20 protein-coding genes are annotated in these 21,344 nt (G+C 74.1%); 14 read left to right on the top strand and 6 right to left on the bottom strand.

Going from position 1 to position 21,344, the window contains the following annotated elements:
- The first annotated feature begins 21 nt into the window (after nt 1–21).
- A complete protein-coding gene (gene fabI / locus A6A08_RS16305; RefSeq protein ID WP_073703439.1) occupies nt 22–786 on the top strand; it encodes an enoyl-ACP reductase FabI in 765 nt (254 codons plus the stop codon).
- A 173-nt stretch (nt 787–959) separates the two neighbouring features.
- The gene (locus A6A08_RS16300; protein WP_073703438.1) at nt 960–1,721 is read left to right on the top strand and encodes an SDR family NAD(P)-dependent oxidoreductase; all 762 of its coding nucleotides are present in this window, start codon (nt 960–962) and stop codon (nt 1,719–1,721) included.
- Nucleotides 1,722–1,766: 45 nt separating this feature from the next.
- Here A6A08_RS16300 and A6A08_RS16295 read toward each other — a convergent pair whose 3' ends face one another.
- A complete protein-coding gene (locus tag A6A08_RS16295) occupies nt 1,767–3,164 on the bottom strand; it encodes a serine hydrolase (protein WP_073703437.1) in 1,398 nt (465 codons plus the stop codon).
- A 63-nt stretch (nt 3,165–3,227) separates the two neighbouring features.
- On the opposite strand from A6A08_RS16295, the gene A6A08_RS16290 reads away from it, so the two are divergent.
- A complete protein-coding gene (locus A6A08_RS16290) occupies nt 3,228–3,854 on the top strand; it encodes a TetR/AcrR family transcriptional regulator (RefSeq protein ID WP_073703436.1) in 627 nt (208 codons plus the stop codon).
- Between the two features lie 109 nt (nt 3,855–3,963).
- Here A6A08_RS16290 and A6A08_RS16285 read toward each other — a convergent pair whose 3' ends face one another.
- The 3 genes from A6A08_RS16285 to A6A08_RS16275 all read right to left on the bottom strand — a co-directional run bounded on the left by A6A08_RS16285 (nt 3,964) and on the right by A6A08_RS16275 (nt 7,263).
- Entirely contained in the window at nt 3,964–4,614 is a 651-nt protein-coding gene (locus tag A6A08_RS16285; RefSeq protein ID WP_073703565.1) for a formylglycine-generating enzyme family protein, read from the bottom strand.
- A 137-nt stretch (nt 4,615–4,751) separates the two neighbouring features.
- Nucleotides 4,752–6,611, bottom strand: coding sequence for an ATP-dependent RecD-like DNA helicase (locus tag A6A08_RS16280; RefSeq protein ID WP_073703435.1), 1,860 nt, complete (start codon nt 6,609–6,611; stop codon nt 4,752–4,754).
- Nucleotides 6,612–6,675: 64 nt separating this feature from the next.
- Complete coding sequence (locus tag A6A08_RS16275) at nt 6,676–7,263, bottom strand: MarR family winged helix-turn-helix transcriptional regulator (protein ID WP_073703434.1); 588 nt, start codon at nt 7,261–7,263, stop codon at nt 6,676–6,678.
- Nucleotides 7,264–7,361: 98 nt separating this feature from the next.
- Here A6A08_RS16275 and A6A08_RS16270 point away from each other — a divergent pair, with 98 nt between their 5' ends.
- Nucleotides 7,362–9,635, top strand: coding sequence for an LLM class flavin-dependent oxidoreductase (locus A6A08_RS16270; protein ID WP_073703433.1), 2,274 nt, complete (start codon nt 7,362–7,364; stop codon nt 9,633–9,635).
- A gap of 269 nt (nt 9,636–9,904) precedes the next feature.
- On the opposite strand, the gene A6A08_RS16265 is transcribed toward A6A08_RS16270, so the two are convergent.
- On the bottom strand, nt 9,905–10,858 hold the full coding sequence (locus A6A08_RS16265) for an aldo/keto reductase (RefSeq protein ID WP_199866950.1): 954 nt from the start codon (nt 10,856–10,858) through the stop codon (nt 9,905–9,907).
- 221 nt (nt 10,859–11,079) lie between these two features.
- Between A6A08_RS16265 and A6A08_RS16260 the strand changes: the two genes are divergently transcribed.
- The 4 genes from A6A08_RS16260 to A6A08_RS16245 all read left to right on the top strand — a co-directional run bounded on the left by A6A08_RS16260 (nt 11,080) and on the right by A6A08_RS16245 (nt 14,344).
- Nucleotides 11,080–11,868, top strand: a complete 789-nt coding sequence (locus A6A08_RS16260) for an MSMEG_4193 family putative phosphomutase (protein WP_073703431.1) — start codon at nt 11,080–11,082, stop codon at nt 11,866–11,868.
- Nucleotides 11,869–12,020: 152 nt separating this feature from the next.
- Nucleotides 12,021–12,602 carry a DUF3090 domain-containing protein gene (locus A6A08_RS16255; protein WP_073703430.1) on the top strand — a complete coding sequence of 194 codons (582 nt, stop codon included), beginning with the start codon at nt 12,021–12,023 and terminating at the stop codon, nt 12,600–12,602.
- Between the two features lie 57 nt (nt 12,603–12,659).
- On the top strand, nt 12,660–13,412 hold the full coding sequence (locus A6A08_RS16250) for an SCO1664 family protein (protein WP_073703429.1): 753 nt from the start codon (nt 12,660–12,662) through the stop codon (nt 13,410–13,412).
- A gap of 131 nt (nt 13,413–13,543) precedes the next feature.
- Nucleotides 13,544–14,344 (top strand): HAD-IIA family hydrolase, encoded by an 801-nt coding sequence (locus A6A08_RS16245; protein ID WP_073703428.1) that lies wholly within the window; start codon nt 13,544–13,546, stop codon nt 14,342–14,344.
- Nucleotides 14,345–14,531: 187 nt separating this feature from the next.
- On the opposite strand, the gene A6A08_RS16240 is transcribed toward A6A08_RS16245, so the two are convergent.
- Nucleotides 14,532–14,915, bottom strand: coding sequence for an RNA polymerase-binding protein RbpA (locus tag A6A08_RS16240; protein WP_073703427.1), 384 nt, complete (start codon nt 14,913–14,915; stop codon nt 14,532–14,534).
- Nucleotides 14,916–15,862: 947 nt separating this feature from the next.
- Here A6A08_RS16240 and A6A08_RS16235 point away from each other — a divergent pair.
- Genes A6A08_RS16235 through A6A08_RS16210 form a run of 6 tightly spaced genes read left to right on the top strand, consistent with a single transcriptional unit; the run spans nt 15,863 to nt 21,119 of the window.
- On the top strand, nt 15,863–17,227 hold the full coding sequence (locus tag A6A08_RS16235) for an ATP-binding protein (RefSeq protein WP_199866949.1): 1,365 nt from the start codon (nt 15,863–15,865) through the stop codon (nt 17,225–17,227).
- A 9-nt stretch (nt 17,228–17,236) separates the two neighbouring features.
- Nucleotides 17,237–17,641, top strand: coding sequence for a roadblock/LC7 domain-containing protein (locus A6A08_RS16230; RefSeq protein ID WP_073703425.1), 405 nt, complete (start codon nt 17,237–17,239; stop codon nt 17,639–17,641).
- Nucleotides 17,638–17,997 carry a DUF742 domain-containing protein gene (locus A6A08_RS16225; protein ID WP_073703424.1) on the top strand — a complete coding sequence of 120 codons (360 nt, stop codon included), beginning with the start codon at nt 17,638–17,640 and terminating at the stop codon, nt 17,995–17,997. The genes A6A08_RS16230 and A6A08_RS16225 overlap by 4 nt, the downstream gene beginning before the upstream one ends.
- Entirely contained in the window at nt 17,978–18,652 is a 675-nt protein-coding gene (locus A6A08_RS16220; protein WP_073703423.1) for an ATP/GTP-binding protein, read from the top strand. Before A6A08_RS16225 ends, A6A08_RS16220 begins: the two co-directional genes overlap by 20 nt.
- A complete protein-coding gene (locus tag A6A08_RS16215) occupies nt 18,649–19,875 on the top strand; it encodes a cytochrome P450 (protein ID WP_073703422.1) in 1,227 nt (408 codons plus the stop codon). Before A6A08_RS16220 ends, A6A08_RS16215 begins: the two co-directional genes overlap by 4 nt.
- Nucleotides 19,875–21,119 (top strand): cytochrome P450, encoded by a 1,245-nt coding sequence (locus tag A6A08_RS16210; RefSeq protein WP_073703421.1) that lies wholly within the window; start codon nt 19,875–19,877, stop codon nt 21,117–21,119. The genes A6A08_RS16215 and A6A08_RS16210 overlap by 1 nt, the downstream gene beginning before the upstream one ends.
- The last annotated feature ends 225 nt before the right edge of the window (nt 21,120–21,344 follow it).

Genomic DNA, 21,344 nt, shown 5'->3' with positions numbered 1-21,344 from the left:
ACAGGACGGACAACCCGCACCATGGGAATCCTCGAAGGTAAGCGCATCCTCGTCACCGGGGTGCTCACCGACTCCTCCATCGCCTTCCACGTGGCCCGGCTCGCCCAGGAGCAGGGCGCCACGGTCGTCCTCACCGGCTACGGCCGCCTGAGCCTGGTGGAGCGCATCGCCAAGCGCCTGCCGGAGACGCCCCCGGTCCTGGAGCTGGACGTCACCGACGACGAGCAGCTCGCCAGCCTGGCCGGGCGCGTCGGCGAGCACGTCGACGGCCTGGACGGCATCGTGCACTCCATCGGGTTCACCCCGCAGGAGGCCCTGGGCGGCAACTTCCTCAACACCGAGTGGTCGGACGTGGCCACGGCCATGCACACGTCCACCTTCTCCCTGAAGTCGCTGACCACCTCCCTGACGCCGCTGATGAAGGACGGCGGCTCGGTCGTGGCCCTGGACTTCGACAACAGCGTCTCCTACCCCATCTACGACTGGATGGGCGTGGCCAAGTCCGCGCTCACCTCCACCGCCCGCTACCTGGCGCGCTACGTCGGCGAGCAGGACATCCGGGTCAACCTGGTCTCCGCCGGGCCGCTGAGCACGATGGCCGCCCGCAGCATCCCCGGGTTCGCCGATCTGGCCAAGCACTGGCCCGAGCGCGCCCCGCTGGGCTGGGACGTCACCAACCCCGAGCCCGCGGCCAAGGCGGTCGTGGCCCTGCTGTCCGACTGGTTCCCGGCCACCACCGGTGAGATCGTCCACGTCGACGGCGGCTTCCACTCCACCGGAGCCTGAACCCGCCGGACGCACGTGCGGTAGGTTGGCGCGGGCGGGCCGCCCCCTGGGGCGCCCGCCCGTCTGCTGTCTCACGGGCCCGGTGCGGCGTGTACATCCGCGTGTCCGACGGGGACCGTGTGACGCTGACAGGCGGTGTGAGAGCCGGTGGAGCACGTCGGAGGTCAGGACGTATGGATCTGGGACTGTCGGGGGCACGGGTCGCGGTGACCGGGGCCAGCAGGGGGATCGGCCGGGCCATCGCCCAGGTGTTCGCTGAGGAGGGCGCCGACCTGGCGATCTGCGCGCGCACGCCCGAGCCGCTGGCCGAGGCCGCCCGCGAGCTGGAGGCGACCGGGGCGCGGGTGTTCCCGCGCGCCCTGGACGTCACCGACCACGGCGCGCTGCCCTCCTTCGTCGACGACGCGGCCGCCGAGCTCGGCGGCCTGGACGTGCTGGTCTCCAACGTGTCCGGAGGCAGCGCGCCCACCCCGGACCAGTGGGAGCGCGGCCTCGCGGCCGACGTCCTGCCGTTCGTGCGCCTGGCCGAGGCCGCCGAACCCTATCTGCTGGACTCCGAGCGCGGCGGCTCGGTGGTGATGGTCTCCAGCACCTCGGCGCTGCACGCCACCGCGCCCGCGGGCCCGCGGGCCTACGGCGCGGTCAAGGCCGCGCTCAACCACCACGCGTCCTCGCTGGCCCGCGCGTGGGCGGGCCGGGGCGTACGTGTCAACACCGTCTCGCCCGGCCCCATCGAGTTCCCCGGCGGGGGGTGGGCGCGCCGCCGCGAGAACGACCCGCGGTTCTACGAGTCCATCCGCGAGCGCATCCCCTACGGGCGCCTCGGACGCCCCGAGGAGGTCGCCCGGGCGGTGGCCTTCCTGGCCAGCCCGGCCGCGACGTTCGTCACCGGGCAGAACCTGGTGGTCGACGGCGCCTTCCTCGACCGGATCTGAGGGACGCGGGGGTGGGGGCCAGGGCCGGGAACGGGGGCGTTCGGGTCAGGAGCGGGAACTCCCGGCGCGGCGGTGAGCCAGCAGGCGGGCGGCGGTGACGACGGTGCCCAGCACACCCGCGGCCAGCAGCGCCACCGACACGCCGGGCAGCCACGTCAGCGCCGGCCGCAGCCCGAGATCCGTCACCAGCCACACGGCCGCGCCCGCCGCGGCGAGCCCGGGCAGCGCCCAGAGCACGGTCGCCCGGGGCCGGGGCCTCCGGGTCCGCGCGGCCGCGACGGCGCCCGCCCCGAGCACGGCGGCGACGGCGGTGGTCCCCCACACCGCGGCCGGGTACAGCGGGTCCGCTCCGGGGGACCCGGGCGCGCCGCCCGCGACGAGGCGGGCCAGCCCGAAGGCGACCGCCTGGACCTGCCCGTCGCGCAGCACGTGGTAGGCGTTCTGCAGGACCACCACCGCGCGGTCGTGCTCGGGCAGCAGCACCACCATCGCCGCGTACCCGGGGGTCGCGCCGCCGTGGAAGACGACGGGTTCGCCGAGGTCGGCCAGGGCGGTCTCGCGCCAGCCCATCCCGTACTCCTGCGCCGAACCGGGGACCGGGGCCGTCCCGTTGCGTGCCCGGGCCAGGGCGTCGGCGTCCAGCACGGGCGGGTCCGCCGCCAACTGCGCCCGGGCGAAGGCGGACAGGGCGGCGAGGTTCCCGCCCAGATAGCCGTAGGACGCACCGGTGTCGTCCACGCCGTCCGCGTTCGCCACCGGGACCCCCCACAGCGTGCGGTGGCCGGGGGCCAGACCCGCCTTTCCGGCCTCCTCCGCGCCGACGAAGGCGTCGTCCATCCCCAGCGGGTCCAGGACGGCCTCGCGCAGGTGGGCGTCGAAGTCCCCGGCCACCTCCTCCACGACCGCGCCCAGCACCAGGTAGTTGCCGCTGCTGTACTCGTGCGTGCCCGGGGTGCCCGGCTCCGAGTCGGCCACCACGGCCACCCGGGCGTCCAGGCCGGCCGCGTCCGGGCCGTAGAGGTCGCTGACGGCCAGGCCGACGGCCTCGGTGATGCCGGAGGTCTGGGTGAGCAGGTCGCGCACGGTGGGATCGGCGTCGAACTCCGCGAGGACGGGCAGGTACTCCTCGACCGGGGCGTCCAGGTCCAGGCGTCCGTCCTCGGCCAGGACCAGCGCGGCGGTGGCGGTCACGGGCTTGGCCACCGAACCCCACAGGAACGGGGTGTGCTCGCCGACCGGGGCGCCGTCGCCGTCCACGCCGAAGAACCCCCGGTGCCCGACGCCCTCCGGGCCGACCACGGCGTAGGCCAGCCCGGGGGTGTCGGTGGCCTCCATCCGTTCCCGGACGTAGGCGTCCATCCGGGTAGGGGCGGCGGGAGCCGCGTCCGCCGGGGCCGAGGCGAGCAGCAGGGCGAGGGGAAGGTGCGTGAGGGGGAGCGGCATGAGAGGGCCTTCCGATAACCGTATGTCCATACGATTATTACCGTATCCTGATACGGTTATCCAGTGCCGAGAACCGCAGACCATGACCAGAGGCGCTCGCAGATCGCCGGCGCCGTGTGCGAGCTGATCGCCGAGAGGGGCCTGGACGCCGTGACCGTGGCCCGCACCGCCTCGCGCGCCGGGATGTCCGTGGGCCTCGTGCAGCACTACTTCCGGTCCAAGGACGACATGCTGCTGCACGCGTTCGAACGGGTCAGCGCGGCCGTCGCCACCCGTGTGGCCGGCATCGTCAGCGCGGGGACCCGCCACGAGAGGTCCATCGCCGAGGTGCTGCTGGCCGCCCTGGCCGAGCACCTGCCCCTGGACGAACCGCGCCGGGCGGAGTTCCGGGTGATCCGCGTCTTCGCCGGGCGGGCCCTGGACAACCCGGCGCTGGCCGGGGTGGACGCGCGCACCGCCGCCGCACTGCACGCGGAGATCGCCCGGGCCGTCGGCAACGGCGTGGAGTGCGGCGAGGTGGAGCCGGACGTGGACGCCGACACGGCCGCCGCCCGCATCGCCGCCGTGGCCGAGGGGCTGGCCACCCAGGTCTACCGGGGGGCGCACGGCGCGGCCGGGCGTGCGCGGGCCGTGCTGCGCGCCGAGCTGGCCGCCGTGTTCACGGGGGAGTGCCGTCAGTACGTCCGGTGAGGCCTGTTCCCCAGGAGGGCTGTTGTTGATCTACGTCATAAAGGTGCGATAATCGAAAATCCTCCGTCGATCGTGATACTCGAACACCCGCTTGAAGCGTGCGAAAGATTCACAGAGAACGGGCGATCCTGAATCCGAGGTCGTCCACGCGCAGGGTCGGGTGGCTCTTGCGGCGGCACGAGGCCCGGCAGGCCCGGGGGTGGTCCTGCCACCCCCCGCCGCGGAACACGCGGTACGGCCCGTAGACGCCGGGGTCGTAGAGGTCCCAGCACCACTCCCACACGTTGCCGATCATGTCGTGCAGGCCCCAGGCGTTCGGTGCCCTGGTCGCGACGTCGTGCACCCTCCCACCGGAGTTGGCGCGGTACCAGGCGGTCTCGTCCAACGCCCCGGGGCGCACGTCGGACGACCCGGCCCGGCACGCGTACTCCCACTCCACCTCGGAGGGGAGGCGGTAGCCGTCGGCCTCCCGGTCGCAGGCCACGTCCCGCGCGTCGGGGTCCTCGCCCGCCGTGTGGCAGGGGGTGAGCCCCTCCGCGAGCGAGAGCAGGTCGCAGAACCGCACGGCGTCCCGCCAGGAGACCTCGGTCACCGGCGCCCGGGGACCGGCCGGGCTCTGCGGGACCTCGCCGAGGACCGCGCGGTACAGTTCGCGGGTCACCGGGTACGCCGCCAGCTCGAAGGCCGCGACCCCGACCAGCCAGTCCGTCCTCGTGCCCTCGTCCCGCAGGACGATCCTTCCGGCGGGGATCGGGACCATGTGCTCGGCGGCCGCCGGGCGCGGCGCTGGTGCGGGGTTCGTCACGGATCCCTTCCTACACGATCAGTAGGGAATTGGCGACGGGTGCGTACCGGTCAAAGGTCCGCGCCTCACCCCGCGAGGACCGGCCGGAGCGCCTATCCCTCCCGGAGGATGTGCATCAGCCGGGTCGTCCGCTCCTTCGCCGCGTTCTCCCGCACGCCCGTCTCCAGGCCCCCGCCCGTGGCGTCCACCAGCGACACGTGCCGCGCCGCCCGGGTCAGCGTCGTGTACACCTGCGGGCGCGACACCGGAACCTCCGGCGGGAACACCGCCACCACGGCGGGCCACCGGCCCCCGTGCGCGGCGGCCACCGTCACCGCCCAGCCCGGGCGCAGCGCCGAGGGGTCGGTGACCCCCACCCGCGTGCCGTCGGTCAGCTCCACCACGGCGCCCCCGTCCACCTCGCGCAGGTACCCCGTGTCGCCCGGCCCGTAGCCGGGGCCGTCCGCCGCGAGCAGCACCCGGTCGCCCACGTCGAACCCTCCGTGCGCGCCCGGGCCCGGGTTCAACCGCTCCTTGCACGCGGCGTTGAGCGCACGCGCGCCCGCCGGACCGTCCTCACGCGAGGCCACCACCTGTACGTGCTCGGCCGCGATCCCGAGTGCGCGCGGGATCGAGTCCGTCACCAGCTGCACCACCCGGTGCGCCGCCTCCTCGGCCGACGCGGCGGGCACCCGCACGACCTCGCGCCCGGGCGCCTCCACCTCGGGGACCCCGCCCCCGGCCACGGCCGCCGCCAGCTCCGCGATCGGTCCGGGCTCGGCCGGATCGGACAGCTCGGCCACGTGTGCCGTCCGCGACGCGGCCACGTCCAGCACCACCTGGCCCGGTGTCGCCGACGGCGCCTGGCCCGGGTCGGCCAGCAGCACCAGGTGTGCGTCGTCCGCGCACACCGACACCAGCTCGGCGGCGCGTCCCACACCCACCGACATCGCCTCGCACAGCACCACCAGTCCGGCCTCCACGGGCGCACCGGCCAGGAGCGCGGCCAGTGACACCGCGCGCACGGGGGGCTTCGCGGCCTCCGGGCCGTCTCCGGCCTCCGGGGGCGTTGCGGGGTCCTCCTCCGCGGTGGCTTCGGTGCCCCGGGTCCCTTCGCCGTCCTCGGCCGCCGCGGGGCCCGTGCCCGCGCCCGCCTCGCGGATCCTCGCCAGGTCGGCGTTGACCGCCGCCGCGGCCTGCGCGGTCGGCGCCGCCACCGCGATCCCCACCTGGCTGTCGGTGGCGATCGCGTCCATGCACACCAGGGCCCGCGCCACCTCGGCGGCGTCGCCGGGGCCGTGCCGCAGCACCGTCACCGGGCGCAGGGCCACCGTCACCAGGGCGTCGCGCGTCTGCTCCGAGACGGTGAACCCGCCCCTCTCGGCGGCCTCGTCCACGGTCTCGGCGGCGGTCGCCGAGTCCATGACCGGGTCGTTGCCCCCGATCAATCGCAGCAGCTGCTCGCCCAACCGCTGCTCGGCGTGCCCCACGTCGGGCAGGGCGTAGAAGCGCTCCGGATCGGGCAGGTCCGGGATCTCCGGGACCCCGCCCTCGTCGAAGTCGAAGTCGTCGTCGCCCTCGTCGGTGCTCTCCAGCACCACCGCGCCCTCCTGGGCCACGGCCGCCTCCAGCGCCGCGGCGGGGTCGGCCACCCCCAGCTTGCCGACCACCGTGGCCAGCCGCTTCTCCTCCACGGCGGTGTGGCCCCGGGCCGCGGACATCCGCAGTACGTGTGCGGTGAGCGCCGCCAGCCTTCGGGGGTCGTCGGGCCGGGCGCCCTCGCCCAGGTGCCTGCGGGCGCAGAAGTCGGCCTGCTCCACGGTCACCTGCGGCAGGCGCAGCAGCAGCCACGGGTCGGCGTCCAGCCGCTCGGCGGCACCGGTCCCCAGCGCGGCCAGCAGCCGGGGCGCCAGGGCGCGCGGGGCGCCCATCCGGTCAAGGACGGCACTGACCTGTTCGATGGCCTCGGACACCTCGGGCGGTTCCCCTCGTCGTGCGGTTCGCGGACTCTGGGAGCCTACCGACTCGCGACGACGCTCAGCTCCCGGTTCCGCGGCCCGCGCGCCGCCGGCCCCTCCGGTTCCCCGTGCCCGCGGGGGTCCCGGCGCCGTCGCCGACCACCTGGCGCACGGCCGCGCACGGGTCGGTGGCGGGGGAGGACTCCTGGACTGCCACGGCCGCGCGCTGGGCGAGGTCCCGGAACAGTCCCCGTGTGGGCGCGTCCAGTCCCGCCAGCACCTGCTCCTCCGCGTGCTCCACCCGCTCGCGGAGCCCCGCCAGGACCTCCCGGCCGTGCTCGGTGGCGCACACCCGCCGCACGCGCCGGTCGTCGGGGTCGACCCGGCGCCGGACCAGGCCGGCCTCCTCCAGGTCGTCGAGCAGGTAGGTCATCACGCTGCGGTCGATCAGCAGCCGCTCGGCCAGGGCCGCCTGCGTGGGGGGTTCTCCGGGGGAAACGGCGGCGAGCACGTGGTAGCCGCGACTGCCGTGCGGGAGGTCGGCCAGGACCGACTCCACCCGCTCGTGCCAGCGGCGCAGGACCACGGCCAGCGACCACCCCAGGTTCGTGTCCGGGCCCGGGGGCGCGTCCAGGGGCCGTGCGGGTTCCGGAGTGGTGGATGCCATGGCCTGAGACTACCAGGAATAGGTTTCCTCCAAGATAAGTTGTTGACAGCATCGTTTGCTTCACAAACTAGTCTTGCGTTCCCCCGAGGAGAGCACCCATGTCCGACTACGGACACCCGCTACAGTTCGGCACCTTCGTCACTCCCGCGGCGCAGGACCCCGACCGGGCCGTCACGCTCGCCGAGCTCACCGAGGCGGCGGGCCTGGACCTGGCCACCTACCAGGACCATCCCTACAACCCCGCCTTCCTCGACACCTGGACCCTGCTCAGCTGGGTCGCCGCGCGCACCACCCGCCTGCGGGTGTCGGCCAACGTGCTCAACCTCCCCCTGCGCCCGCCCGCGATGCTCGCCCGCTCCGCGGCCACCCTGGACCTGCTCTCCCACGGCCGACTCGAACTCGCCCTGGGCGCCGGGGCCTTCTGGGACGGTATCGAGGCCATGGGCGTGGACCGCCTCACCCCGCGCCAGGCCGTCGACGCCCTCAGCGAGGGCATCGACGTCATCCGCGCCGTCTGGGACACCGACGCCCGAGGCGGCGTCCGCGTCGACGGCGACCACTACACCGTGCGCGGCATGAAGCGCGGCCCCGCGCCGGCCCACCCCATCGGGATCAGCCTGGGCGCCTACAAGCCCCGCATGCTCCGCCTGGTCGGCGCCAAGGCCGACGGCTGGCTGCCCAGCCTCGGCTACCTCAGGCCCGAGGACATGGCCGCGTCCAACCGCACCATCGACGACGCCGCCCTGGCGGCCGGACGCGACCCCCGCGAGATCCGCCGGATGCTCAACCTGGCCCAGAGCGCCTTCCTGCCCACCGGCCGGGGCTTCCTGCAGGGGCCGCCCGAGCAGTGGGTCGAGGACCTGCTGCCCCTGGTCCTCGAACACGGCTACTCCACCTTCCTCGTGGCCACCGACGACCCGCGCACCATCCAGACCTTCGGCGCCGAGGTCGCCCCCGCGCTGAGGGAGGCCGTCGCGCGCGAACGCGCCGATGCGGGCACCGTCACCGGCCCGGCACGGCCCGCCGCCTCGCTGGCCGCGCGCCGTCCCGGCATCGACTACGACGCCGTCCCCGAGGGCCTGCGCGAACACGCCGTGGAGCCCGGCGACCGCGCCTACGCCAAGGTGCGCCACGGGTACATGCAGAAGGGCTCCCCGGGCCTGGTGCTGCGGCCCGGATCCGCCGAGCAGGTCGCCGAGGCACTCGCCTACGGCCGCGCCCAGGAGGCCGACCTGCACGTGCGCAGCGGCGGCCACGGTATCAGCGGCCGCTCCACCGGCGACGGCGGCGTCATCGTCGACCTGGCCAGGATGGACGGGGTCGAGGTCCTCGACGCCGGAACCGGCCTGATCCGGCTCGGCGCGGGCGCCCGCTGGGGCGACGTCGCACGGACCCTCGCCCCGTACGGCATGGCGATCAGCTCGGGCGACCACGGGGGAGTCGGTGTCGGGGGACTGGCCACCACGGGCGGCCTGGGCTACATGGCCCGCGCCCACGGCCTGACCATCGACAACGTCACCGCGGCCGAGGTGGTCACCGCCGACGGCCGGATCCTGCGCGCCGACGCCGACCACCACCCCGACCTGTTCTGGGGGATGCGCGGGGCGGGCGCCAACCTCGGGGTGCTCACCGCCGTCGAGGTCACGGCCGCGCCCGTGCGCGACGTCGTCCTCGGCCAGTTCGTCTACGACGCCACCGACACCGCGGCCTTCCTCCGGGCCTGGGGCGAGACCGCCGAGGCGGCGCCGCGCGAGGTCACCGCCTTCCTCACCATGGGCCCGGCGCGCGGGGGCGGGGGCCCCGCCGCCCAGGCCATGGTGGTCTACGCCGGTGACGACACCGACCTCGCCGTCCGGGCGCTGGAGCCCTTCCTCGGGGTGGGGCCGGTCCTGGACCAGCGGGCCCAGCTCGCGCCCTACCCCGCGGTCCTGGTCGGCGCGGACGGGCCGCACCAGGGCCACGGGCTGCCCGAGTCGCGTTCGGGCCTGCTGCGCCACATCACCCCGGAGGCCGCCGAGGGGATGGCGCAGATGCTCGCCTCGGGCGAGGTGATGTTCATGCAGCTGCGCCAGGCGGGCGGCGCGGTCAACGACGTTCCGGCCGACGCCACCGCCTACGCCCACCGGTCGCAGAACTTCTCGCTGGGGGTGATGACGGTGGCCCGGCGCGCCGCCGGGCTGGACGCCCACTGGGCCGGCCTGGGGGAGCACCTGGAGGGCATGTACCTGAGCTTCGACACCCGCACGGGTCCCGAGGTCCTCGCCCAGGCCTTCCCCGAACCGACCCTCTCCAGGCTGCGCGCGCTCAAGGCCGAGTACGACCCGCACGAGGTGTTCGACAAGAACTTCCCGATCCCGCCCGCCCGGAGTTAGCGCGGTGACCGCGAAGGTGCACCGGCCCGCCCCATGGGCCGCGACCTTGTACCTGTAGCGCACTTCGGCGCCTCGGGGCCAAGCGGTTGTTGCAACGAGGAACTTGTTGGGGGCCTCGACCGGGGTGGCCCGGCCCAGGGTCTGACGGGGACGGCCGTTGAGCTCGGCGGCCACCCCGTCCAACCTCGCTACAAGTACAAGATCGTCCGGGGGTGGAGCACCCCAGGCACACCGGCGACGTATCCGGTCAGTCCACCAGGGGAGGGGCGTCAGCGTTCGGGGCGCGCCGTGGCGTCGTCGAGGGCGTCGCGGATCTTGGGCGGCAGCTCCACTCCCTCCACCCCCAGGATCTCCTCCAACTGGGCGAGGGTGCGCGGACCGACCACCGCCGCCGCCACGCCCTCCTGGTCGCGCGCCCAGCTCAACGCCACCGCCAGCGGGGACACGCCCAGCCCCTCGGCCGCCGTGCACACCGACTCCACCACCCGGCGGCTGCGGTCGTCCAGGTAGGGCTCCACGTACGGCGCCATGTGCGGGAACGCCGCCCGCGAGTCCGGCGGCGTCCCGTTGCGGTACTTGGCGCTGAGCACGCCCCGGCCCAGCGGCGACCACGCGATCACGTGCGCTCCGGCCGCGGCCGCGGCGGGGAGCAGCCCGTGGTCGGCGCCGCGGTTGAGCAGCGAGTACTCGGTGCCCACGCTCACCAGGGGGGCACGTCCGGGCTGTGCGCGCTGCCAGGTGGCCAGGGACGCGAACTGCCACGCCTCCAGGTTCCCCGTGCCCACGTAGCGGGCCTTGCCCGCGGCCACGGCGGCCTCCATCGCGGCCAGCGACTCCTCCGCCGGGGTGGCCGGGTCGTACGCGTGCAGCTGCCACAGGTCCACGTAGTCGGTCTGCAGGCGCCGCAGCGAGGCGTCCAGGGAGGCCAGCAGGTGCCTTCGGGAGGCGTCCACCGGACGGTAGCCCTCGGGGGTGTGGCCGCTCTTGGTGGCCACCACCACGTCCTCGCGGCGTACCGAGGTGTGCAGCAGCCGGCCCAGGATCCGCTCGCTCTGGCCGCCGGTGTAGATGTCCGCGGTGTCCACGAGCGTGCCGCCCGCGTCGACGAACGCGGTGAGCTGCTGCCCGGCCTCCTCCTCGGAGGTGTCCTTCCCCCAGGTCATCGTGCCGAGAGCGGTACGAGAGACCCAGAGCCCTGATCTGCCCACCTGTCGCTGTTCCATGCGGCGGAGAGTACCGTGTCCGTCCGACGGCGTCCTTGGATACGCCCCCGCCGCCCGTGCTCGGCGCGGCCCCGACCAGCGCGTTCTCCGTGATCGCGGCCAAGGGGCGGTGGCCGGGACCCGGTGGCCCGGTCGGCGCGCCCGGGTCCGGAGCGGGGGCGAAACCCCGGGACCCGCGCCCTACCCTCCCCCGTGCCCGGGACGGGCCTACCCTGGTGCCCATGGCGACACCCGCAGCATCCCAGGACACCCCTCCCACTCCTGAGGCGGTCACCCTCCTCCTCGTGCGGCACGGGATGACCGACGTCACCGGTCCCCGCCTCGCCGGACGCGCCGAGGGCGTCCACCTCAACGACACCGGCCGCGCCCAGGCCGCCGACCTGGCCGCCCGCCTGAGCGGGCTGCGCCCGGCCGCCCTGGTCTCCAGTCCGCTCGAACGCTGCCAGGAGACCGCCGGGGCCGTCGGGGAGCGGCTCGGCGTCCCCGTCACCACGGACGAGCGCTTCATCGAGTGCGACTACGGCTCCTGGACCGGCCGCGGCATCGGCGAACTGTCCGAGGAGCCCTTGTGGCGCGTCGTGCAGGACCATCCCAGCGCCGTCCGCTTTCCCGGGGGCGAGGCCCTGGCCGCGGCCTCCGGGCGCGCGGTCGAGGCCGTCCGCGACTGGAACAGCCGCCTGCTCCTGGCCGTACCCGAGCCCTCACCCGGCGCCGAACCGGCCTCCGGAACCGCGCCGCCGCCCGTGTACGTGGTGTGCAGCCACGGCGACATCATCAAGTCGATCGTGGCCGACGCCCTCGGCATCCACCTGGACCTCTTCCAGCGCCTGCGCGTGGACCCCTGTTCGGTCACCTCCATCACCTACACGCGCACCCGTCCCTTCCTCAACAAGCTCAACGACACCGGCGAGAGCCTGGCCGCCAGCCTGCCCACCCCGGCCGAGGCCGGCGGTGACGCGGTCGTCGGCGGCGGCGCCGGTTCGCAGGAGTCCGCCGCCGACGCCTCCTGAGGCGGGTCTGCCGCAGGGGGGCCGGAGCCGACCCCCGGGTGGGGCCGGCGTCCGGGCCCCGGCGGAAGGGGCGGCGGCCCCGGGGAGGGCGGCCCGCCAGTGCGTCCGAGGGGTTTGGCGCCGGACCGTCCGTATCCCGTAAGGTTCTTTGCATGCCCGTCTTTCAGTTCAATCCGCCGGAGCGGTTCGTCGCCGGAACCGTGGGCCAGCCGGGAGACCGCACCTTCTTCCTCCAAGCCGTGGGCGAGGGGCGCATCACCAGCGTGGTGCTGGAGAAGGCGCAGGTCGAAGCGCTCGCCACCCGCATCGAGGAACTACTGGAAGAGGTGCACCGGCGCTTCGGCTCCCCGCCGGAGGACGTCGCCGAGCCCGAGGACGAGGGTCCCCTGGAGCAGCCCATCGAGCAGGACTTCCGGGTCGGCACGCTCGCCCTGGCCTGGGACGCCGAGGCCGCACGCGTCATCATCGAGGCCCAGGAGATCGACGAGACCGCCGCCGAGGACCTGGTCGAGGACGACGAGGAGGAACTGGAGGTCTTCGCCGAGGAGGCCCCCGCCCACCGCGACGTCCTGCGCGTCTACCTCACCCCCGGCGCCGCCCGCGCCTTCGCCGGGCGCGCCCTGAAGGTGGTCGCCGCCGGACGTCCGGACTGCCCGCTGTGCGGGCGCCCGCTCGACCCGGCCGGCCACGTCTGCCCGCGCCAGAACGGCTACCGTCCGGACCGCCTCGTCTGAGGCCGGGATGACGACGACACCGGCGGGCCTTCGCGCACGCACACCCGGGAGCCCGCGATGACGGACACCGCCGACGCCTTCGACGGCCTCAGCCCGGCCGTCGGGCTCGACCTGCTCCGCACCGGCGAGCTCACCGTGGAGGGGCGGCTGACAGCCGCCTCCAACGCCACTCTGTACTGCACCGTCTCCGACGGGGTCCACTCCGCCGCCTGCGTGTACAAGCCGGTGGCGGGGGAGCGCCCGCTGTGGGACTTCCCCGACGGGACCCTGGCCGGGCGCGAGGTCAGCGCCTACGCCGTCTCCGAGGCCCTGGGCTGGGCGGTCGTGCCGCCCACGGTCCACCGCGACGGCCCGTTCGGGGAGGGCATGGTGCAGCTGTGGGTACACGGCGACGCCACCGTCGACCTGGTCGCCCTGTCGCGGCGGACCGACGACGCCGCCCTGCGCCGCATGGCGGTGTTCGACGCGGTCATCAACAACTCCGACCGCAAGATCGGCCACCTGCTGCCCACCCCCGGCGGCCACCTGTACGGCTGCGACCACGGCGTCTCCTTCGCCGAGGAGTACAAGCTGCGCACCGTGCTGTGGCAGTGGCAGGGGCAGCCGCTGCCCGAGGAGGCGCTGGAGGCGCTGGCCTCGGTGCGCGACCAGCTCAGGGAACCCGGCAGCGTCCTGTCCCGGGAACTGGCCCTGCACCTGTCGGGCCCGGAGGCCTACGCGGTGCGCAGCCGGGTGGACCTGCTCCTCGACCACGGCATCCACCCCTACCCGGCACCGGACTGGCCCGCCGTTCCCTGGCCGCCGATCTGAGCCCGCGCGGGCCGAGGCGGTGAGGACCTGCGTGCGGCCCTTCGCGGCCACCTGGTCGGAGGCCGGGCCGGTGTGAGGAGCCTCAACTACCGGGGGGTAGCAATGGCGTGCCCGTCGCCCCGGACGGCACAATGGGGCACGTGAGCAACCAGTGGAACTACCTTTTCGACATGGACGGCGTGCTCGTACGCGAGGAGCACCTCATCCCCGGCGCGGACGCGCTCATCGCGGAACTGCGCGAGAACGCGATCCCGTTCATGGTGTTGACCAACAACTCCATCTACACCCCACGCGACCTGCGCGCGCGTTTGCTCAACACGGGACTGGACATCCCGGAGGAGTCCATCTGGACCTCGGCCCTGGCCACCGCCCAGTTCCTCCAGACCCAGCGTCCGGGCGGGTCCGCCTACGTCGTCGGAGAGTCCGGCCTGACCACCGCCCTGCACAACGTCGGCTACGTGATGACCGAGCGCGACCCCGACTACGTGGTGCTCGGTGAGACCCGCACCTACAGCTTCGAGGCCATCACGCGCGCGATCCGCCTGGTCCGCAACGGCGCCCGGTTCATCGCCACCAACCCCGACGAGACCGGCCCCAGCGCCGAGGGTCCGCTGCCCGCCACGGGCGCGGTCGCCGCGCTGATCGAGAAGGCCACGGGGCGCCGCCCCTACTTCGTGGGCAAGCCCAACCCGCTGATGATGCGGTCGGCGCTGCGCCGGATCGGCGCGCACTCGGAGAACACGCTGATGGTCGGCGACCGCATGGACACCGACGTGCTCAGCGGTCTGGAGGCGGGCCTGCAGACCGTCCTGGTGCTCTCGGGCATCTCCGGACGCGACACCGCCGAGCAGTTCCCCTACCGCCCCACCCGGGTGATCGAGTCGGTGAAGGAGCTGGTGGGCGCCACCCGCGACCCCTTCGCCCAGGGGTAGGGCCGCCCGGGAGCGGGGGAGCGCCCGGGACGGCGCGTACCCCCGAGGAGCCTCCCCCGAGCAAGGAGCTCCCCTGAGGGAGGCCCCGAGAGGGCGCCCGCCCCGAAGCCCGGCCCGTCGGCGCACCCCGGACACGACGAAGGGGGCGGTGGACCGGTGTCCACCGCCCCCTCGTGTCGCGGGGTGGTCAGGCGCTCTGCCGCTGCTTGGCGAGCTCCTCCACCTTCGCCGCCTCCTCGCGGCGGCGTGCGCGCAGCAGGGCCAGGCGCTCGGCGAGGACCTCTTCCAGGTCCTCCATGCTCCGGCGCTCCAGCAGCATGTCCCAGTGGGTGCGTACCGGCTTGGCGTTCTTGGGCTCCTCGCCGGTCCCGTCCCTGCGAAGGGCGCGGTCGCCGCAGAAACGGCACTCCCACTCCACGGGGATCTCGGCCTCGGTCGCGAAGGTGACCGAGAAGCGGTGGCCCCGGGTGCAGTCGTAGGTGACCTCCTGCCGCGGAGCCAGGTCGGTGTTGCGGTCGTTCTCATAGCTCGTCGCCCCGAGCCGGGTGCCGCGAAGTGCTCGCTCGGCCATCGTGTGGGTGCCTCCAGGCGCTTGTGCGGTCTCGCGGGGTGTAACGCGTCGGACCACGTCAAGATTCCCGGCTCACCCGAGGTCGAACCACGCCGGGCGCCTCGGGCCCACCCCGCTCACCGAAACGTCGTCCGGTGCGCAGAGTCTGGCACATGTGACCTGCGACACTCCAGGGTGCCTTTTTCGGGTGTGTCTCTATTCCATCCGCAAGGGGAAGAAAACATCCTCCTATTTCCTCATTCGTTCCGCCGCGGATGTCTTCTCCCAGGTGGGGTGCTTGTTGCCCGGTGGGAGGGGAGACTGTCCCCGTGGCCGAACGGGATTCTGTCCTCATGTTCCGCGCGCCCTTTTCCACGCCCGGGGGTACGGGTGTTCGGCCGCGATGGTGCGATTGTCCCGAGACCTTCCCAACGTCCCGAAAGTAACTCGTCCGTCCCGGAGCGGACCCGGCCGTCCCGGAAGCGCGCCGGTTTTCCCGAACGGTCCGGCCGCCGCGGCGGGCGTCCTCCGTATGATCGTTCGCCGCGAGCACCACAGGATCCCGGTCCGGCGCCGCGCACCCGGGCACCCCGCCCCCTGTCCGCCCCCGCCAGCCTCCGCCGCGTCCTCCGCGCTCCCCGAGCACGCCGTTCCCGCAGTTCACGGCGGAAAAGGCGGCCGTCCGGAAATTCCCGGTGCGTTCCGTGAAGACGGACCACCGCTCCCGGGCGGGCCCCGGTGTGTGGGACCTACCGCCTCCGCACCGGATGAGCGATAAGGAGTTCATTATCCTCCCATGGCCGCTTGTGGCGTCTGCTGGTATGTTGACTCGCTGTGCGCCGGAAAGCGCGGAACCAGGAAATTCCCCTCCCCCTTTCCACGCCCCCTGGCACGTACGGAAAAGAACTGCCCGGCGCATCCCTCCCGTGCCCGACCAGAAGTGACACAGCGGCTGAACGTGGAGCCCGATGACTGCTTGGAACATCCCCCACCTGCGCGGAGCCGTGCCCTCGTGGCTGACGGCTCCGCGCTGGCTCCTCCTCCCGCTGTCCGCGCTGCCCCTGTGGGCCGTGACACCCTGGGTCGCCCCCGACGCCCGCGCCCTGCCCCTCCTGGCCGTCTCCGCGGTCCCCCTCCTGCTGCTGACGGCCCTGGCGCTGCTGCTCAACCGCCGCGGCCGCCAGGCGGGCGAACTGCGCGCCCAGCTCGCCGCCCTGCGCGCCGACACCGCCGTCCTGGCCGACGACCACCTGCCCCGCCTGGTCGAGCGCCTGCGCGAGGGCGAGTCGGCCGACACCGCCCTGCGCCGCCTGCCCCTGCCCGGGGACCGCGGCGCACGCGCCCTCATGCGGGCCGCGGCCACCGAGATCGCCGCCGCGGAACGCCGCCGCTCGGCCGCCATGGTCGCCTGCGCCACCGCCGCAGGGCGCGTCCAGGCCCTGACCACCACGATGCTCGCCGACCTGCGCCGGATGCAGGAGCGCCACGGCGACGGCGAGGCGGGCACCGACGTCCTCGGCGACCTCATGCACCTGGACCACACCACCGCCCAGGCCGGGCGCGTCGCCGACAGCATCGCCGTCCTCACCGGCGCCCGCTCCGGCCGCCGCTGGGGCCGTGCCATCGCCCTGGAGAGCGTCGTGCGCGGCGCCATGGCCCGGATCGGCGCCTACCGGCGCGTCCGCGTCCACAACGTGTCCCAGCAGGCGGTCGCCGGATTCGCCGCCGAGGGCGTCATCCACGCCCTGGCCGAGCTCCTGGACAACGCCGCCAAGTTCTCCCCGCCCACCGCCGAGGTCCACGTGCACGTGGAGGAGGTCCAGGCCGGGATCGCGGTCATGGTCGAGGACGGCGGCCTGGTCATGGGGGAGGAGGCCCTGCGCCGCGCCCGCCGCACCGTCTCGACGGGACTGGACCTGGCCACCATCTCCGGCACCCGCCTGGGCCTGTCGGTCGTGGGCCAGCTCGCCCACCGCTACGGCCTGTCGGTGTCCTTCCGCTCCTCCGCCCGCGGGGGCACCGCGGTGATCCTGCTCCTGCCCCAGAAGCTCATCAAGCCCCTCCCCGCGCCGCCGGTACCCGCATCCGCCGAACAGGCGCCCGCGCCCGCCGCCCCAGAAGCCGACACCACCCCCCTCACAGCCGCGGACCCCACCACCGCCGCGGAAGCCGCCGCCCCGGACACCAACGGGCTCCCCCAGCGCCGCCGCGGCCAGACCCTCGCGGCGGCCGAGCGAGCCCGGACCGCTCCCGCCAGGAGCGGGCCCGCCACCTCGGCGAAGGGGTTCGGCGCCTTCCGTTCCGCGGTGCGCGGCCAGGACCCGACCGGATAAGGACGCATGATGGACCTCGACAAGTTGACCTGGTTGCTCGAAGGCCTGCTGGAGCGCACTCCCGGCACCCGCCACGCCCTCGTGCTCTCCCGCGACGGGCTCAAGCTGTGCCACAGCGCCGGCCTGCGCGCCGACAGCGCCGACCACCTCGCCGCGATCGCCGCCGGTGTGCAGAGCCTGGCGCACAGCGCGTCGGTGGAGTTCGGCGACGGGGCGGGCGGGGTCCGCCAGGCCATGGCCGAGTTCTACGGCGGACTGCTGTTCATCGTGGAGGCCGGACACGGCGCGCACCTGGCCGTCATCACCTCCGAGGAGGCCGAACCGGGCCTGGTCGGGCACAACATGAACGAGCTCGTCGAGCAGATGGGCGAGTACCTGTCCACCCCGGTCCGCGCCGCCACCGGCACGGCATGACCCGCTCCCACCGGCAGGAGGGGCCCGACCGCCTCTACGTCATCACCTCCGGCCGCAGCGGCGGGGCCGACGACTCCCTGGACGCGGTGACCCTCATCGTGTCCGAGAGCGATCCCGTCCCCGGCATGCAGTCCGAGCACACCCGGATCCTGGAGCTGTGCCGTAGCCCGATGGCGGTGGTGGAGGTGTCCGCCCACCTGCGCCTGCCCGTGGCGATCGTGCGCATCCTGCTCACCGACCTGCTCGACACCGGACGGATCACCGCGCGCCACCCCCGGCCGGCGCCCTCACCGGCCCACCCCCTCGCCTCCCCGGACGTGTTGGAGAAGGTGCTCGTTGCACTCCACGACCTCTGAGTCCCCCGCCCCGGAACCCCCCTCCGCCCCCGGGCCGGCCGAGCCCCCCTCCGGGGCCGCGGGGCCCGCACCCGGCGACGCGCACTCCCCGCTCCCCGCCACCGCCGAACAGGCCCTGAAGATCGCCGTCGTCGGCGGCTTCGGGGCCGGCAAGACCACCCTGGTCCGCTCGGTCAGCGAGATCCGCCCGCTCAGCACCGAGGAGACCATGACCCGGGCCGGGGACGGGATCGACGTCACCGACGGGGTGGAGGCCAAGCACGCCACCACCGTCGCCTTCGACTTCGGCCGCATCACCCTGGACGCCACCTCGGTCCTGTACGTGTTCGGCGCCCCCGGCCAGGAGCGGTTCTGGTTCCTGTGGGACCGCCTGTTCTCCGGCGCCCTGGGCGCGGTCGTCCTGGTCGACACCCGCCGTCTGGAGGACTCCTTCTACGCCATCGACCGGCTGGAGGCCCAGGGCACCCCCTTCGTCGTCGCCCACAACGACTTCGGCGACACCGAACACACCCTCGACCAGGTGCGCGCGGCCCTGGACCTGGACCCCGCCGTCCCCCTGGTGCGCTGCGACGCGCGCGTGCGCGCCTCGGCCAAGCAGGTCCTCATCGCCCTGGTGCGGCACGTCCGCTCCCTCGTGGGGGGAGGTGCCCGGTGAGCGACCGCGGCGCCTGCCCCGTCCGCCTCCACGGAGGCGACTTCCGGACCGACCCCGGCGGCCTCTACCAGCGGATGCGCGCCGAACACGGCCCGGTGGTGCCCGTGCTCCTGGAGGGCGACGTCCCCGCATGGTTGGTGATCGGCTACCGCGAGCTCCACCACGTCCTGAGCAGCCCCGACGTGTTCGCGCGCGCCTCGCACCGCTGGAACGCCTGGGACCGGGTGCCCGAGGACTGGCCGCTGCTGCCCATGGTGCTCCGCCTCCCCACGGTCCTGTACTCCGAGGGCGAGGAACACCGCAGACGCGCCGGGGCGCTCAGCGACGCCCTGGCCGGGACCGACCTCCACGAGCTGCGCACGGTCACCACCCGCATGGCCGACCGCCTCATCGACGCCTTCTGCTCCTCCACCGGCACCGACCTGCGCCTGGCCTACACCGCCCGCCTGCCCGCCCTGGTGCTCAGCTGGCTCTACGGCCTGGACGACGAGCGCGGGGACGAGGCCGCCTCCCTCATGACCACCATGATCGACGGGGGAGCCGAGGCCATGGACGCCCAGCGCGCCCTCATGGCCGCCATGGCCGACATCGTCGCCCAGCGCCGCGCCGACCCCGGAGGCGACGTGGTCTCCCGCCTGCTCGCCCACCCCGCGGGCTACACCGACGAGGAGGCCGTCCCCGAACTGATCGTCCTGCTCGGCGGCGGGAACCAGCCCACCGGGGAGTGGCTGGGCAACGCGCTGCGCCTGATGCTCACCGACGACCGCTTCGCCGCCTCCATCGCGGGCGCCCGCCGCAGCGCGCAGGAGGCCCTCAACGAGGTCCTGTGGGAGGACACCCCCACCCAGGTCCACGCGGGCCGCTACGCCGCCCACGACGTGGAGCTGGGCGGACGGCTCCTCCGCAGGGGCGACCTGGTGCTGCTCGGGCTGGCGGGGGCCAACACCGACCCGGACGTGCACTCGGGGACCGGAGCCCCGGGAGACCGCGGCAACCACGCCCACCTGTCGTTCTCCCACGGTGAGCACCGCTGCCCCTACCCCGCCCAGGAGATCGCCGAGATCATCGCGGTGACCGGCATCGAGGTCCTGATGGACCGGCTGCCCGACCTGGAACTGATGGTCGCCGCCGAGGAGCTGCGCTGGCGCCCCTCCCCGTGGGTGCGGGGCGTGGCCTCCCTCCCCGTCGCCTTCACGCCCGTACCACCCCTGGGAGAGAACTGATGTCCTGCCCCGTTCAGCACGGCTCCGGCGAGACCGTGGTCCTGGATCCCTACGTCACCGACCTGCGCGCCGAACGCGAGGCCCTGTACGCCGCCGGACCGCTCACCCGGGTGGAACTGCCGGGCGGGGTGACCGCCTGGGCCGTCACCCACCACGAGGCCGCCCGCGCGCTGCTCACCGATCCCCGCCTGGTCAAGGACGTCGCCCACTGGGACGACCTCCGGAGCGGACGCATTCCCGAGGGCTGGCCCCTGCTGAGCACGATTCCGCCGACCCCCACCAACCTCCTGGGCACCGACGGGGCCGAGCACCGGCGGCTGCGCCTGCTCACCGCCAGGGCCTTCTCCGCGCGCAGCGTCGAGCGCCTGCGCCCACGCGTCCGGGAACTCACCGGCGAACTGCTCGACGCCATGGAGCCCAGGTCCGGCGAGCCCCTGGACCTGAAGTCGGAGTTCGCCTTCCAGCTGCCGATGAACGTGATCGGTGAGCTGTACGGGGTGGACCCCGGGGAGTTCGGCTATCTGCGCGACATGTACGTCAAGTTCTTCTCCTCGGTCACCGGCCCCGAGGAGTTCATGGAGGTCTACGCCGCCCTGGAGCGCTACTACGACGACATGGTCGCCGCCAAGCGCGCCCGTCCGGGGGAGGACCTGACCAGCGAACTCCTCCGGGCGGGCGAGGACGGTGACGCGCTCACCGACCTGGAGGTGCGCGGCACCCTGCAGGTCACCGTGGCCGCCGGACACGAGACCACCGTCAACCTGCTGTGCAACGCGGTGCGCGCCCTGCTCGCCCACCCCGACCAGTTCGCCCTGGTCAAGGCGGGCGAGGTGAGCTGGGAGACGGTCGTGGAGGAGACCCTGCGCTATGACCCGCCCACCTCCAACATGGTCTTCCGGTTCGCCACCGAGGACGTCGAGGCCGGCGGTGAGACCATCCGCGAGGGCGAGGCGCTGATGGTCTCCTACGGGGCCATCAGCCGCGACCGTGCCGAGCACGGCGAGGACCCCCACCCCGACACCTTCGACCTGACCCGCACCCGGGGCCGCCACATCTCCTTCGGGTACGGGCCCCACGTGTGCCCCGGCGCCACCCTGGCCCGTATGGAGGGCCGGATCGCCCTGCCGATGCTCTTCGAGCGCTACCCGGACCTGGAACTGGCCGTGCCCGACGAGGAGCTGGGCAACCACCACTCGATCATCGTCAACAGCCTCCAGGAACTCCCCGTGCTCCTACGCCCCTAGGACCCGGTGCGCGACCGGGCCCTGCGCCCCTGGGGGTGTCCGGGCGCCCGCGGGGCCCTGGGCCCGCCGCAGGCGCCGAAGGCCGCCTCGCTCGGAGCGCCCGGACACGGACCGAAGCGAGGCGGAAGGTCCGAAGGACACCGCCCGGGCACGCCCGTCCCCCCGGCCCCGCGCCCGGGGAGGACGGGGCGCCGAGGACGGTGCCCGCGACGACAGACCCCCTCT

Origin of the sequence: Nocardiopsis sp. TSRI0078 (assembly GCF_001905145.1) — a bacterium.
Classification (GTDB): Bacteria; Actinomycetota; Actinomycetes; order Streptosporangiales; family Streptosporangiaceae; genus Nocardiopsis.
The sequence above is the reverse complement of the archived record's forward strand: the minus strand, read 5'-3'. Positions and strand labels throughout refer to the sequence as shown.

Coding starts and splice junctions, on each gene's coding strand:
- fabI (WP_073703439.1), top strand. CDS start 22: ATGGGAATCCTCGAAGGTAAGCGCATCCTCGTCACCGGGGTGCTCACC.
- A6A08_RS16300 (WP_073703438.1), top strand. CDS start 960: ATGGATCTGGGACTGTCGGGGGCACGGGTCGCGGTGACCGGGGCCAGC.
- A6A08_RS16295 (WP_073703437.1), bottom strand. CDS start 3,164: ATGCCGCTCCCCCTCACGCACCTTCCCCTCGCCCTGCTGCTCGCCTCG.
- A6A08_RS16285 (WP_073703565.1), bottom strand. CDS start 4,614: ATGGTCCCGATCCCCGCCGGAAGGATCGTCCTGCGGGACGAGGGCACG.
- A6A08_RS16275 (WP_073703434.1), bottom strand. CDS start 7,263: ATGGCATCCACCACTCCGGAACCCGCACGGCCCCTGGACGCGCCCCCG.
- A6A08_RS16270 (WP_073703433.1), top strand. CDS start 7,362: ATGTCCGACTACGGACACCCGCTACAGTTCGGCACCTTCGTCACTCCC.
- A6A08_RS16265 (WP_199866950.1), bottom strand. CDS start 10,858: ATGGAACAGCGACAGGTGGGCAGATCAGGGCTCTGGGTCTCTCGTACC.
- A6A08_RS16260 (WP_073703431.1), top strand. CDS start 11,080: ATGGCGACACCCGCAGCATCCCAGGACACCCCTCCCACTCCTGAGGCG.
- A6A08_RS16255 (WP_073703430.1), top strand. CDS start 12,021: ATGCCCGTCTTTCAGTTCAATCCGCCGGAGCGGTTCGTCGCCGGAACC.
- A6A08_RS16250 (WP_073703429.1), top strand. CDS start 12,660: ATGACGGACACCGCCGACGCCTTCGACGGCCTCAGCCCGGCCGTCGGG.
- A6A08_RS16245 (WP_073703428.1), top strand. CDS start 13,544: ATGGGGCACGTGAGCAACCAGTGGAACTACCTTTTCGACATGGACGGC.
- A6A08_RS16240 (WP_073703427.1), bottom strand. CDS start 14,915: ATGGCCGAGCGAGCACTTCGCGGCACCCGGCTCGGGGCGACGAGCTAT.
- A6A08_RS16235 (WP_199866949.1), top strand. CDS start 15,863: ATGACTGCTTGGAACATCCCCCACCTGCGCGGAGCCGTGCCCTCGTGG.
- A6A08_RS16230 (WP_073703425.1), top strand. CDS start 17,237: ATGGACCTCGACAAGTTGACCTGGTTGCTCGAAGGCCTGCTGGAGCGC.
- A6A08_RS16225 (WP_073703424.1), top strand. CDS start 17,638: ATGACCCGCTCCCACCGGCAGGAGGGGCCCGACCGCCTCTACGTCATC.
- A6A08_RS16210 (WP_073703421.1), top strand. CDS start 19,875: ATGTCCTGCCCCGTTCAGCACGGCTCCGGCGAGACCGTGGTCCTGGAT.